The 12,897-nt window shown below is 60.9% G+C and carries 10 protein-coding genes; 5 read left to right on the top strand and 5 right to left on the bottom strand.

The features are described 5' to 3' along the window. Positions 1-5: 5 nt before the first annotated feature. Both degQ and zapG read right to left on the bottom strand, forming a co-directional pair. The gene (gene degQ / locus CKW09_RS21585; RefSeq protein ID WP_061797111.1) at positions 6-1,376 is read right to left on the bottom strand and encodes a serine endoprotease DegQ; all 1,371 of its coding nucleotides are present in this window, start codon (positions 1,374-1,376) and stop codon (positions 6-8) included. A 175-nt stretch (positions 1,377-1,551) separates the two neighbouring features. Continuing rightward, positions 1,552-1,953, bottom strand: coding sequence for a Z-ring associated protein ZapG (gene zapG, locus CKW09_RS21580; protein ID WP_061797112.1), 402 nt, complete (start codon positions 1,951-1,953; stop codon positions 1,552-1,554). 295 nt (positions 1,954-2,248) lie between these two features. Here zapG and zapE point away from each other — a divergent pair, with 295 nt between their 5' ends. The 5 genes from zapE (at position 2,249) to sspB (ending at position 5,954) form a co-directional block, all read left to right on the top strand. Beyond that, positions 2,249-3,376 (top strand): cell division protein ZapE, encoded by a 1,128-nt coding sequence (gene zapE / locus CKW09_RS21575; protein WP_061797113.1) that lies wholly within the window; start codon positions 2,249-2,251, stop codon positions 3,374-3,376. Between the two features lie 264 nt (positions 3,377-3,640). Beyond that, on the top strand, positions 3,641-4,069 hold the full coding sequence (rplM, locus tag CKW09_RS21570; RefSeq protein WP_061797115.1) for a 50S ribosomal protein L13: 429 nt from the start codon (positions 3,641-3,643) through the stop codon (positions 4,067-4,069). A 15-nt stretch (positions 4,070-4,084) separates the two neighbouring features. Beyond that, positions 4,085-4,477 (top strand): 30S ribosomal protein S9, encoded by a 393-nt coding sequence (gene rpsI / locus CKW09_RS21565; RefSeq protein WP_004937080.1) that lies wholly within the window; start codon positions 4,085-4,087, stop codon positions 4,475-4,477. Positions 4,478-4,809: 332 nt separating this feature from the next. Continuing rightward, a complete protein-coding gene (gene sspA / locus CKW09_RS21560) occupies positions 4,810-5,451 on the top strand; it encodes a stringent starvation protein SspA (protein ID WP_061797116.1) in 642 nt (213 codons plus the stop codon). Positions 5,452-5,456: 5 nt separating this feature from the next. Then, positions 5,457-5,954 carry a ClpXP protease specificity-enhancing factor gene (sspB, locus tag CKW09_RS21555; RefSeq protein WP_061797118.1) on the top strand — a complete coding sequence of 166 codons (498 nt, stop codon included), beginning with the start codon at positions 5,457-5,459 and terminating at the stop codon, positions 5,952-5,954. 65 nt (positions 5,955-6,019) lie between these two features. Here the strand turns inward: sspB and CKW09_RS21550 are convergent, their stop codons facing one another. From CKW09_RS21550 to gltB, 3 genes are all read right to left on the bottom strand, one after another. Further along, positions 6,020-6,499, bottom strand: a complete 480-nt coding sequence (locus tag CKW09_RS21550; protein WP_061797120.1) for a hypothetical protein — start codon at positions 6,497-6,499, stop codon at positions 6,020-6,022. A gap of 168 nt (positions 6,500-6,667) precedes the next feature. Next, on the bottom strand, positions 6,668-8,086 hold the full coding sequence (locus CKW09_RS21545; protein WP_061797123.1) for a glutamate synthase small subunit: 1,419 nt from the start codon (positions 8,084-8,086) through the stop codon (positions 6,668-6,670). Positions 8,087-8,100: 14 nt separating this feature from the next. After that, on the bottom strand, positions 8,101-12,561 hold the full coding sequence (gene gltB / locus CKW09_RS21540) for a glutamate synthase large subunit (RefSeq protein ID WP_061797125.1): 4,461 nt from the start codon (positions 12,559-12,561) through the stop codon (positions 8,101-8,103). Between the last annotated feature and the right edge of the window lie 336 nt (positions 12,562-12,897).

Raw genomic sequence — 12,897 nt, 5'->3', positions numbered from 1 at the left:
ACAAATTAACGCAACAGCAGATAAATGGTTTCGGAGCCGCGTACCACATTCAGCGCCATGACCGGCGGTTTGGCTTCCAGCACCTTGCGCAGCGCGGTGATGCTGTCGACGCGTTGGCGGTTGACGCCGATGATCACATCGCCTTTCTGCAGGCCGATCTGCGCCGCCGTCGAGCCTTTGTCGACGTTATCCACCTTCACGCCCTTATCGCCGCTCGGCAACGCGCCGTTGCTGAGCGAAACCCCCTGCAGCGCGGGCGACAGCGTTTCCGCGTTGGTTGAGCCGCTGTCGCTGTTGTCCAGCGTCACCGAGACCTCCTGCGGTTTGCCGTCGCGCAGCAGGCCGACCTTGACGGTTTTGCCCGGCGCGGTGGTGCCGATCTTGGCGCGCAGTTCGGCGAAGCTGCTGACCGGCTTGCCGTCGACGGAAACCAGGATGTCGCCGGCCTTGATGCCGGCCTTGGCGGCGGCGGATTTCGGCAGCACTTCGCTGACGAAGGCGCCGCGTTGGGCGTCGGTATTGAAGGCTTTGGCCATGTCAGGCGTCATTTCGCTGCCTTTGATGCCCAACAGGCCGCGCTTCACCTGGCCGAATTCGATCAGTTGCTGGCTGAGGTTTTTCGCCATGTTGCTCGGAATGGCGAAGCCGATGCCGACGTTGCCGCCGCTCGGCGCCAGAATGGCGGTGTTGATGCCGATCAGCTCGCCGTTGAGGTTGACCAGCGCGCCGCCGGAGTTGCCGCGGTTGATCGAGGCGTCGGTCTGGATGAAGTTCTCCAGCCCTTCGAGGTTCAGGCCGCTGCGCCCCAGCGCCGAGACGATGCCGGAGGTGGCGGTCTGGCCGAGGCCGAACGGGTTGCCGACGGCCACCGCGAAGTCGCCGACGCGCAGTTGATCGGAGTCGGCCATTTTGATGGCGGTCAGGTTTTTGACGTCGCTGAGCTGCAGCAGTGCGATGTCGGATTGCTCATCGCGGCCGACCAGCTTGGCGTCCAGCTCGCGGCCGTCGTTCAGCAGCACGCGGATCTTGTCGGCGTTGTTGATGACGTGGTTGTTGGTCAGCACATAGCCCTTGGCGGCGTCGATGATCACGCCGGATCCCAGGCCTTCAAACGGCCGAGACCCCTGTTGCTGCCCGGGGAAATCGGGGCCGAAGAAGCGCTTTAGCTCCTCTGGCAGCTGCTGGCGCTGTACCTGGGTCCCTTCAACGTGCACGCTGACCACGGCGGGCAAGACTTTTTCCAGCATCGGCGCCAGGCTCGGCAGCGGCTGCCCCTGAACGGCGACGGGCAGGGCCGCGCTGGCGACCGGTACGGAGCTGAGCGTCAGACCAATGCTCATTGCCAATGCACTAAGAATTAACGACTTTTTCTTCATTGATAATAACTCTCTCGATACCTGCCGATGAAAATTGGATGATAAGGCAACATCCCTATCATAGTGAAGGGTAAGACCGTGAATTTGCGTGAAAAGTTCAGTAAAGGCCGTGCGGGAGAGGAAAGGGGCCGGGCAAGCCGGGGTACCCGTGGGCGAGCCCACGGGTGGGGGGATATCAGTCGCGGCGCGCCGTCTGGCCGCGCAGCAGGCCGGATGCACCTTCCGAGTAGTCGCGCGGCATTTCCACCGGCGCCTGATCGTTGTCCGCTTCCGCTTCGGTCAGGCGATAGCGGAACGGGTTGTCCTGGATAGGCAGGTCCGGCAGCAGGTTATTGGAGCTCTTCGCCATGTGCTGATACAGCTGGCGATAATCGCGCGCCATGTTGTCCAGCAGCTCGGCGCTGCGGGCAAAGTGACCGACCAGTTCCTGACGGTACTCTTCCAGCTCGGTTTTGCTTTTGTCCAACTCGTTCTGCAAAACTTGTTGTTGACGTAATTTACGGTTACCAAATCGCATCGCTACCGCACCAATGACGATACCGACCACCAAACCAATCAGCGCATACTCCCAGGTCATGATGACTCCTATTTTGACTTCGTTGTTCCGCAGGGATTTTTCACTTAATAATATCCACTATAACCGTTAACCTTGTCCGAGTGGAATCCTGATGCGCTTTTACCTAGTGTTTGCAGGGTTTTTCAGCGTTGCCCGGAGCGGGCATTTGTGGCGATAACGGTGCGAAGCAGCATCAACTTGCCGCCAAAATTGGCTAAATAATTTCTTATGCCCAATAGATTTCGAGCTGTAACAAGGCGGCGACCGAGCGGCTTGAAAGATGCAGGGGATAGCGTTCTTAGGGAACATCGAACAGATGCAGGCACAATCACCGTTATCACGTTACCAGCGGCTGCTTGCTGCGGGGGAATATCAGGCCGATGAGGTTCAATGCCAGGCCGTCACTCAGCTGGACCGCATTTATCAGGCGCTGCAGCAGGCGCCGGCCGCGAGCGCGCCAACCGGCGGGCTGCGCGGCAAGCTCGGCCGTTTGCTGGGCAAAGGCGCCGAGCCGGCCCGGCAGCGCCCGGTGCAGGGGCTGTACATGTGGGGCGGCGTCGGGCGCGGCAAAACCTGGCTGATGGACATGTTTTTCCACAGCCTGCCGGGCGATCGCAAGCTGCGGTTGCATTTCCACCGCTTCATGCTGCGGGTGCACGAAGAGCTGACCGCTCTGCAGGGCCAGGAAAATCCGCTGGAAACCATTGCCGACGGCTTCAAGGCGCAAACCGACGTACTGTGCTTCGACGAGTTCTTCGTCTCCGACATCACCGACGCCATGCTGCTGGCCACGCTGCTGCAGGCGCTGTTCGCTCGCGGCATTACGCTGGTGGCCACCTCCAATATTCCGCCGGACGATCTGTACCGCAACGGCCTGCAGCGCGCGCGCTTCCTGCCGGCTATCGAGCTGATCAACCAATACTGCGACGTGATGAACGTCGACGCCGGCATCGACTACCGCCTGCGTACCCTGACGCAGGCGCATCTGTACCTGACGCCGCTCAATGAGCAAACGCGGGAAACCCTGGACCGGATGTTCGTCAAGCTGGCGGGCAAGCCGGGCGAAGAGGCGCCGGTGCTGCAGGTCAACCACCGGCCGCTGCAGGCGATCCGCGCGGTGGACGGCGTGCTGGCGGTGGATTTCCACACCCTGTGCGAAGAGGCGCGCAGCCAGCTGGACTATATTGCGCTGTCGCGCCTGTATCACAGCGTGATGCTGTATGATGTGCAGGTGATGGGGCCGCTGAAAGAGAACACCGCGCGCCGCTTCCTGGCGCTGGTGGATGAATTCTACGAACGCCACGTCAAGCTGGTGATAGCCGCCGAGGCGCCGATGTTCGAGATCTACCAGGGCGAGCGGCTGAAGTTTGAGTATCAGCGCTGCCTGTCGCGCCTGCAGGAGATGCAGAGCGAAGAGTACCTCAGGCTGCCGCACTTGCCCTGAGGGGCGCGGCGCGATCGCCGGTGACGCGCTGCCGGCGATAAATTGCTTTTCCATTCAAAAACCGTTCGATCTTTGCGAGCGACTTCTCTATAATCTTGCGACCCCACGTTACAACAAAGTTTTTTTTCCCAAAAACTTTATAGTGCCGGCAATGGCTATTCGAAGGGGTAGGTTTGCTGGACTTGTATGGTCGTGTGAGCCTCAACTGTTTTCGAGCGTTTGGGTGTTCACCAACGTGTAACTAATTATTGGGTAAGCTTTCTAATGAAAACTTTTACAGCTAAACCAGAAACCGTAAAACGCGACTGGTACGTTGTTGATGCAGATGGTAAAACTTTAGGCCGTCTCGCTACTGAACTGGCTCGTCGCCTGCGCGGCAAGCATAAAGCGGAATACACCCCGCACGTGGATACCGGTGATTACATCATCGTTCTGAACGCAGAAAAAGTTGCTGTAACCGGCAACAAGCGTACAGACAAAGTGTACTACCACCACACCGGCCACATCGGTGGTATCAAGCAAGCGACCTTTGAAGAGATGATTGCCCGCCGTCCTGAGCGCGTGATTGAAATCGCGGTTAAAGGCATGCTGCCAAAGGGCCCGCTGGGTCGTGCTATGTTCCGTAAACTGAAAGTTTACGCGGGCACCGAGCACAATCACGCGGCACAGCAACCGCAAGTTCTGGACATTTAATCGGGATTAATGGCAATGGCTGAAAATCAATACTACGGCACTGGTCGCCGCAAAAGCTCCGCCGCTCGCGTCTTCATCAAGCCGGGCAACGGTAACATCGTTATCAACCAGCGCAGCCTGGAACAGTACTTCGGTCGCGAAACTGCCCGCATGGTAGTTCGTCAGCCGCTGGAACTGGTCGACATGGTTGGCAAACTGGATCTGTACATCACCGTTAAAGGTGGTGGTATCTCCGGTCAAGCTGGCGCTATCCGTCACGGTATTACCCGTGCACTGATGGAATACGACGAGACTCTGCGTTCTGAACTGCGTAAAGCCGGCTTCGTCACTCGTGACGCTCGTCAGGTTGAACGTAAGAAAGTCGGCCTGCGTAAAGCACGTCGCCGTCCGCAGTTCTCCAAGCGTTAATTTCTACTGCTTCGGCAGTGCGATTTACGCAAAAAACCCGGTGCTTCACCGGGTTTTTTTATGCCTCAAAATCCGCGCGTCTCCACTAAAATCTGTGGCATATCAGACAATTCAACATGAAATCGCCGCAGGATCCCCACAAAACAAGCAAAATCTGGTAAACTATCATCCACTTTTGCGCCTGTTCGCCGTGCAGTTGTCGTCAGTTTACCTTCCAGGCCGGTTTTTATGACCCAGGTTGATTGCGAGCTGCCGGCCGCGGCAAGATCATTCAGGATAGCAGCCTGTCAGTTGGCTATTCGCAGTATTTTCTAGATAACTTGGAGGTTTTCATGGCTGTCGCTGCCAACAAACGTTCGGTAATGACGCTGTTTTCTGGCCCGACCGACATTTTTAGCCATCAAGTACGCATCGTACTGGCGGAGAAAGGTGTCAGCGTCGAGATTGAGCAGGTCGAGCTGGATAACCTGCCGCAGGATCTGATTGACCTCAATCCTTACCAAACGGTGCCTACGCTGGTCGATCGCGAGCTGACCCTGTATGAATCCCGCATCATCATGGAATACCTTGATGAGCGTTTCCCGCATCCGCCGCTGATGCCGGTTTACCCGGTCGCGCGCGGTGAAAGCCGCCTGATGATGCTGCGTATCGAGAAAAACTGGTACTCGCTGATGTACAAAATCGAGCAGAGCAGCGGCCAGGAAGCGGAATCCGCCCGCCGTCAGCTGCGTGAAGAGCTGTTGGCGATCGCGCCGATCTTCGGCCAGACGCCGTACTTCATGAGCGAAGAGTTCAGCCTGGTGGATTGCTACCTGGCGCCGCTGCTGTGGCGTTTGCCGCAGCTGGGCATCGAGCTGAGCGGCGCGGGCTCCAAGGAGCTGAAAGGCTACATGACCCGCGTATTCGAACGCGACGCGTTCCTGGCCTCCCTGACCGAAGCCGAGCGCGAAATGCGCCTGCAGACCCGGGGCTAAGCGTTATGGACATGTCTCAGATGACTCCGCGCCGTCCGTACCTGCTGCGGGCCTTCTATGACTGGCTGCTTGATAACCAGCTGACGCCGCATCTGGTGGTGGACGTCACGCGTCCCGACGTGCAGGTGCCGATGGAGTTCGCCCGCGACGGCCAGATCGTGCTGAACATCGCGCCGCGCGCGGTCGGCAATCTGGAGCTGGGCAACGAAGACGTGCATTTCAACGCGCGCTTCGGCGGCGTGCCGCGTCAGGTTTCGGTGCCGATGGCCGCCGTGCTGGCGATTTACGCGCGCGAGAACGGCGCAGGCACCATGTTCGAACCGGAAGCCGCCTATGAGGCCGAGGGCACCTTCGAGGGGTTGGACAGCGAAACCATCCCTTCCGAAAGCCTGATGTCGGTGATTGACGGCGACCGCCCGGACGTCAGCGACGACCAGGATCCGGATGACGAGCCGCCACAGCCGCCGCGCGGGGGGCGCCCGGCGTTGCGCGTCGTGAAATAACGCTGCCGCAGCAAACGAAAAAGGTACCGCATGCGGTACCTTTTTTATTGCCTGCCATTTGCTAATCAGCCCTTCAACGCCGCCATGCAGGCATCGCGCGGGGCGCCGAGATCGCCGACGCGCACGGTCGAGAGCGCATGCGTGGCGCGTTGCCTGAAGCTGGTGATGGCGGTATCGCCCTGGACTTCGGGCGGCGCGGTGCAAATGTCATTGATTGGCAGGTTGTTGCCCTGGTTGAGCGCGTGCAGCACCGCCGCCGGGTTGTAGACCAGCGCCGAAGACAGGGCCGATTTGATGCCGCTGGTGAAGCCGGCGTTGCCGCCGTTGGCCAGCTTGGGCGCCAGCGCAATCCAGCCGTCGTCGCCCAGCCTGATGCTGTCTTCCACCGCGTGCAGCTGGCCCGCCTTGGCCAATTGCGCCACCACCGGCGCGGCGCCGCGCGCCTCGATGTTGTAGCCGACCTCCTGCGCATCCGGCGCCATGGCCGAGGAACTGAAGCTGACGGCCAGCAAGGTGCCGGCCAGCAAGGAAACGGAGCATTTCATGTTAGCTATCCTTATCAAGATGTCAGGCGCCGCCGCGCCGCCGAATGATGCTAACTGAATACTATAGCGCGTCGAGTGGGTTATGGCGGGAGAGGTTGTTACCAGGCGTGGCGGGGCGGAAAAGGCAGAGGCCCGGCGAACCGGGCCTCTGAGGCAGGAGAGCGGCGATTACACTTCCAGGTAGTTCATGATGCCGTCGGCGGCCTTGCGGCCCTCGGCAATCGCCGTCACCACCAGATCCGAACCGCGCACCGCATCGCCGCCGGCGAAGATTTTCGGGTTGCTGGTCTGGAAGGCGTTGTCGGTGCTTTCCGGGGCCAGAATGCGCCCCTGCTTGTCGAGCTGCACGTCGTGCGCCGCCAGCCAGTCCATCCGGTGCGGACGGAAACCGAAGGCCATCACCACCGCGTCGGCGTCGATCACGTGCTCGGAGCCCGGCACCTGTTCCGCCGCCTGGCGGCCGTTGGCGTCCGGGGCGCCCAGCTGGGTGCGCACCATTCTGACGCCGGCTACGCGGCCGGCGCTGTTCAGCTCGATGCTCAACGGCTGCAGGTTGAACTTGAACTCCACGCCTTCCTCGCGGGCGTTTTTCACCTCGCGTTTGGAACCCGGCATGTTGGCTTCGTCGCGGCGATAGGCGCAGGTAACCTGCGTCGCGCCCTGACGGATCGAAGTGCGCACGCAGTCCATCGCGGTATCGCCGCCGCCCAGCACCACCACGCGTTTGCCTTCCATGCTGACGTACGGCTCGTGCTGCTCGGCTTCATAGCCCATCAGTTGCTTGGTGTTGGCGATCAGGAACGGCAGCGCGTCGTAAACGCCCGGCGCGTCTTCGTTCTCCAGCCCGCCGCGCATCGACTGATAGGTGCCGACGCCCAGGAACACCGCATCGAACTCGTCCAGCAGCGTTTCCATCGCCACGTCCTTGCCCACTTCGGTATTCAGCCGGAACTCGATGCCCATCTCGCTGAAGATGCCGCGGCGCTTGATCATCACCTCTTTTTCCAGCTTGAAGGCCGGAATGCCGAAGGTCAGCAGGCCGCCGATCTCCGGATGACGATCGTACACCACCGCCTTGACGCCGTTGCGGGTCAGCACGTCGGCGCAGGCCAGCCCGGCCGGGCCGGCGCCGACGATCGCCACGCGCTTGCCGGTCGGCTGTACGTGCGACATATCCGGCTTCCAGCCCATTTCGATGGCCTTATCGCTGATATAACGCTCGATGTTGCCGATGGTCACCGCACCGAACTCATCGTTCAGGGTGCAGGAACCCTCGCACAGGCGATCCTGCGGGCAGACGCGGCCGCACACTTCCGGCAGGCTGTTGGTCTGGTGCGCCAGATCCGCCGCCTCCATGATGCGGCCTTCGTTCGCCAGCTTCAGCCAGTTCGGGATGTAGTTGTGAACCGGGCATTTCCATTCGCAATAAGGGTTGCCGCAGGACAGACAGCGGTCTGCCTGCGCTTTCGCCTGGGTTTCCGAAAACGGCTCGTAAATCTCTACAAACTCAATTTTACGGATCTTCAGCGGTTTCTTTGGCGGATCAACACGCTGCAGGTCGATAAATTGATAAACATTCTGACTCATTAATGACCTACCTCTTACTGCGCCTGAACCCGCAGCTCGGCTGCGGAACGACTACGGTGACCCAACAATGCTTTGACATCGCTGGACTTCGGCTTGACCAGAGCGAACTTCGGCGCCCATTCCGGCCAGTTGGCCAGGATCTCTTCCGCGCGGGAAGAACCGGTCGCCTGCACGTGCTCGGTAATCAGGCCGCGCAGGTGCTCTTCGTGAATGGCCAGTTGGTCAACGTCCAGCACTTCCACCAGTTCCGGGTTGACGCGCTTGCGGAACTCGCCGTCTTCGTCCAGCACGTAGGCGAAGCCGCCGGTCATGCCCGCACCGAAGTTGATGCCGGTTTTACCCAACACGCAGACGATGCCGCCGGTCATGTATTCACAGCCGTTGTCGCCAATGCCTTCCACCACGGTGATGGCGCCGGAGTTGCGCACCGCGAAGCGTTCGCCCGCGCGGCCAGCGGCGAACAGCTTGCCGCCGGTGGCGCCGTACAGGCAGGTGTTGCCGATGATGCTGGCTTCGTGGCTGCGGAACGCGGAACCGATCGGCGGACGCACCGCGATGCTGCCGCCGGCCATGCCTTTGCCGACGTAGTCGTTGGCGTCGCCGGTCAGGGTCAGCTCAACGCCGCCGGCGTTCCACACGCCGAAGCTTTGCCCGGCGGTGCCGGAGAAGTGCGCCTTGATCGGATCGGCCGCCATGCCCTGATCGCCATGTGCGGTAGCGATGGCGCCAGACAGCATTGCGCCCACCGAACGATCGGTGTTGCGGATATCGAAGTAGAAGGTTTTGCTGTGCTTCGCTTCGATATGCGGTTCCGCCTGCGCCAGCAGCTCTTTGTTCAGCAGGCCCTTGTCGAACGGCGGGTTGCTGCTTTCGGTGCAGTACAGCGCCTTGCCCGGATGCGGGGTGGCGGTTTTCAGCATCGGCGACAGATCCAGCTTGTTCTGCTTGGCCGAGATGCCGTCCAGTTCGGTCAGGAACTCGGTGCGGCCAATCAAGTCGACCAGTTGACTGACGCCCAGCTGCGCCATGATCTCGCGGGTTTCGCGCGCGATGAACTGGAAGTAGTGGGTCACGCGCTCCGGCAGGCCGTGGTAGTGATCGCGGCGCAGCTTGTCGTCCTGGGTCGCCACGCCGGTCGCGCAGTTGTTCAGGTGGCAGATGCGCAGGTATTTGCAGCCCAGCGCCACCATTGGGCCGGTGCCGAAGCCGAAGCTTTCCGCGCCGAGGATCGCCGCCTTGACGATGTCCACGCCGGTTTTCAGGCCGCCGTCCACCTGCAGGCGGATCTTGTGGCGCAGGCCGTTGGCCACCAGCGCCTGTTGGGTTTCCACCAGGCCCAGCTCCCACGGACAGCCGGCGTATTTCACCGAAGACAGCGGGCTGGCGCCGGTGCCGCCGTCGTAGCCGGCGATGGTGATCAGGTCGGCATAGGCTTTCGCCACGCCGGTGGCGATGGTGCCGACGCCCGGTTCGGACACCAGTTTCACCGAGATCACCGCCTTCGGATTGACCTGTTTCAGGTCGAAGATCAGCTGAGCCAGGTCTTCGATCGAATAGATGTCATGATGCGGCGGCGGGGAGATCAGGGTCACGCCCGGCACCGAGTAACGCAGCTTGGCGATATACGGGGTGACTTTATCGCCCGGCAGCTGGCCGCCTTCGCCCGGTTTGGCGCCCTGCGCCACCTTAATCTGGATCACGTCGGCGTTGACCAGGTAGGCCGGCGTCACGCCGAAGCGGCCGGAGGCCACCTGCTTGATGCGCGACACCTTGTTGGTGCCGTAACGCGCCGGGTCTTCGCCGCCTTCGCCGGAGTTGGAGAAGCCGCCGAGGCTGTTCATGGCGATGGCCAGCGACTCGTGCGCTTCCGGGCTCAGCGCGCCGATCGACATCGCCGCGGTGTCGAAGCGTTTGAACAGCGATTCCGCCGGCTCAACCTGATCGACCGGGATCGGCGTGCCCTGCGGCGTGATGGCCAGCAGGTCGCGCAGCATGGCGACCGGACGCTCGTTCACCAGCTTGGCGTAGGCCTGATAGTCGCTGTATTCGCCGCTGTGCACCGCTTTTTGCAGCGTGCTGACCACGTCCGGGTTATAGGCGTGGTATTCGCCGCCGTGGACGAACTTCAGCAGGCCGCCCTGTTCCAGCGGTTTGCGTTTCAGCCAGGCGCGTTTGGACAGGTTCTGCAGATCCTGCTGGAAGTCGCCGAAGCTGGCGCCGCCGATGCGGCTGATCACGCCCTGGAAGCACAGCTCGGACAGGGAGCGGTGCAGGCCGACCGCTTCGAACAGCTTGGAGCAGCGGTACGAGGCGATGGTCGAAATGCCCATTTTGGACATGATCTTGTACAGGCCCTTGTTGATGCCGTTACGGTAGTTCAGCATCACCTCGCGGTACTGTTTGTCGATCGCCTGGCTGTCGACCAGCTTGGCCAGCGTTTCGTAGGCCAGGTACGGGTAGATGGCGGTGGCGCCGAAACCGAGCAGCACGGCGAAGTGGTGCGGGTCGCGGGCGCTGGCGGTTTCAACGATGATGTTGGCGTCGCAGCGCAGGCTTTTTTCCACCAGACGCGTCTGGATGGCGCCGACCGCCATGGGGGCAGGCACCGGCAAACGGTTGGGGGCGATGGCGCGGTCGGAAAGCACCAGCAGCACGGCGCCGTCGCGCACCTTGCGCTCCGCTTCGTCGCACAGCGCGCGAATGGTCTGCTCCAGATCCTGCTCAGCCGGATCGAAGGTCAGATCCAGAGTGTCGGCGCGGTAGTATTCGCCTTCCAGCGTGGTCAGCTGCTTGAAATCGGAGTACAGCAGGATCGGCGATTTGAAACTCAGGCGGTGCGCCTGGCCTTCGGCTTCGCAGAACACGTTCATTTCGCGGCCGATGCTGGTCGCCAGCGACATCACGTGCGCTTCGCGCAGCGGATCGATCGGCGGGTTGGTCACCTGCGCGAACTGCTGGCGGAAGTAGTCATAGACGATGCGCGGGCGGCTGGAGAGCACGGCGAACGGGGTATCGTCACCCATCGAGCCGGTTGCCTCCTGGCCGATCTCGCCCAGCACGCGGATCACCTGATCCAGCTCTTCGCTGCTGTAGCCGAACTGTTTCTGGTAGGTTTCGAGCTGCGCGTCGTCCAGTTCGCGGCTGCCCACCTGATCGGCCGGCAGGTCTTCGAACGGCACCAGACGCTTGACGTTCTTTTCCATCCACTCTTTATACGGGTGGCGGCTTTTCAGATCGTTGTCGGTTTCGGCCGAGTGCAGAATGCGGCCGCTGCGGGTGTCGATCACCATCAGTTCGCCGGGGCCGACGCGGCCCTTTTCCACCACTTCATCCGGCTGGTAATCCCAGATGCCGACCTCAGAGGCGCAGGTGATCAGCTTGTCTTTGGTTATCACATAGCGCGCCGGGCGCAGGCCGTTGCGGTCGAGGTTACAGGCGGCGTAGCGGCCGTCGGACATCACGATGCCGGCCGGGCCGTCCCACGGCTCCATGTGCATCGAGTTGAAGTCGAAGAAGGCGCGCAGGTCGGTGTCCATGTCCGGGTTGTTCTGCCAGGCCGGCGGCACCAGCAGGCGCATGGCGCGGATCAGGTCCATACCGCCCGCCAGCAGCAGCTCCAGCATGTTGTCCAGCGAGCTGGAGTCGGAGCCGGTTTCGTTGACGAACGGCGCGGCGGCCTGCAGGTCAGGGATCAGCGGCGTCTGGAATTTATAGGTGCGGGCGCGAGCCCACTGGCGGTTGCCGGTGATGGTGTTGATTTCGCCGTTGTGCGCCAGGTAGCGGAACGGCTGCGCCAGCGGCCAGCGCGGCACGGTATTGGTGGAAAAACGCTGGTGGAACAGGCAGATGGCCGATTCCAGACGCAGGTCCGCCAGGTCGAGATAAAAGCGCGGCAGATCCGCAGGCATGCACAGGCCTTTATAGATCGTCACCAGGTTGGAAAAGCTGCAGACGTAGAAGCTGTCGTCCTGGACGCGTTTTTCGATGCGGCGGCGCGCCACGAACAGGCGGCGTTCCATATCGCGCGGGCGCCAGCCGGCCGGGGCGTTAACGAAAATCTGTTCGATGCGCGGCAGGGAAGAAAGCGCGATCTCACCCAGCACGTCCGGGTTGGTCGGCACTTCGCGCCAGCCGACGATCGACAGCGTTTCGTTTTGCAGCTCTTCTTCTACAATGCGGCGGCTGGCGCGCGCTTCCTCTTCGTTCTGGCTGAGGAACATCATGCCGACCGCGTAGTTTTTGGCTAAACGCCAGCCGCGCTCTTCCGCCACCATGCGGAAAAAGCGATCGGGCTTTTGCAATAACAGGCCGCAACCGTCGCCCGTCTTGCCGTCAGCAAGAATTGCGCCACGGTGCTGCATGCGGGCCAGCGCGTGAATGGCGGTACGCACCACCTTATGGCTAGGTTCGCCTTCTATGTGGGCGATCAGGCCGAAACCACAGTTGTCCCTCTCATGGGATTTATCGTACAACATATCAGTGAACCTCCCCAGGCTCTGCGTGACTCTCACAACCTACTGCGAGGGGGCTTCCCAACTTCAGGCAGAAGTCCAATCAGCAAGTTAACCCCGCCAATCTGCTTTTCCGCCCTCCGTTAATGGCCTCTCGTGACGGTTCTCACAAGTGGTATATGACTTGTTTTAAGAGGGAGTCTTAAATTACTGCATAAATATGACGAGACGTTTGCCCGTCCAGAAAGCTTCCAGCGGACTTCCAACTTAGCGAGAAAGAATACGCAGGTCAAATATAGGCTTAAGATAGATTTTTATTGAATTAATTCGACTTATTTATTTGATAATTAATGTTTTTTA

Source organism: Serratia ficaria, from assembly GCF_900187015.1.
Lineage (GTDB): Bacteria > Pseudomonadota > Gammaproteobacteria > Enterobacterales > Enterobacteriaceae > Serratia > Serratia ficaria.
This window is presented reverse-complemented; position numbering and strand designations above follow the sequence as displayed.

Coding starts and splice junctions, on each gene's coding strand:
- degQ (WP_061797111.1), bottom strand. CDS start 1,376: ATGAAGAAAAAGTCGTTAATTCTTAGTGCATTGGCAATGAGCATTGGT.
- zapG (WP_061797112.1), bottom strand. CDS start 1,953: ATGACCTGGGAGTATGCGCTGATTGGTTTGGTGGTCGGTATCGTCATT.
- zapE (WP_061797113.1), top strand. CDS start 2,249: ATGCAGGCACAATCACCGTTATCACGTTACCAGCGGCTGCTTGCTGCG.
- rplM (WP_061797115.1), top strand. CDS start 3,641: ATGAAAACTTTTACAGCTAAACCAGAAACCGTAAAACGCGACTGGTAC.
- rpsI (WP_004937080.1), top strand. CDS start 4,085: ATGGCTGAAAATCAATACTACGGCACTGGTCGCCGCAAAAGCTCCGCC.
- sspA (WP_061797116.1), top strand. CDS start 4,810: ATGGCTGTCGCTGCCAACAAACGTTCGGTAATGACGCTGTTTTCTGGC.
- sspB (WP_061797118.1), top strand. CDS start 5,457: ATGGACATGTCTCAGATGACTCCGCGCCGTCCGTACCTGCTGCGGGCC.
- CKW09_RS21550 (WP_061797120.1), bottom strand. CDS start 6,499: ATGAAATGCTCCGTTTCCTTGCTGGCCGGCACCTTGCTGGCCGTCAGC.
- CKW09_RS21545 (WP_061797123.1), bottom strand. CDS start 8,086: ATGAGTCAGAATGTTTATCAATTTATCGACCTGCAGCGTGTTGATCCG.
- gltB (WP_061797125.1), bottom strand. CDS start 12,561: ATGTTGTACGATAAATCCCATGAGAGGGACAACTGTGGTTTCGGCCTG.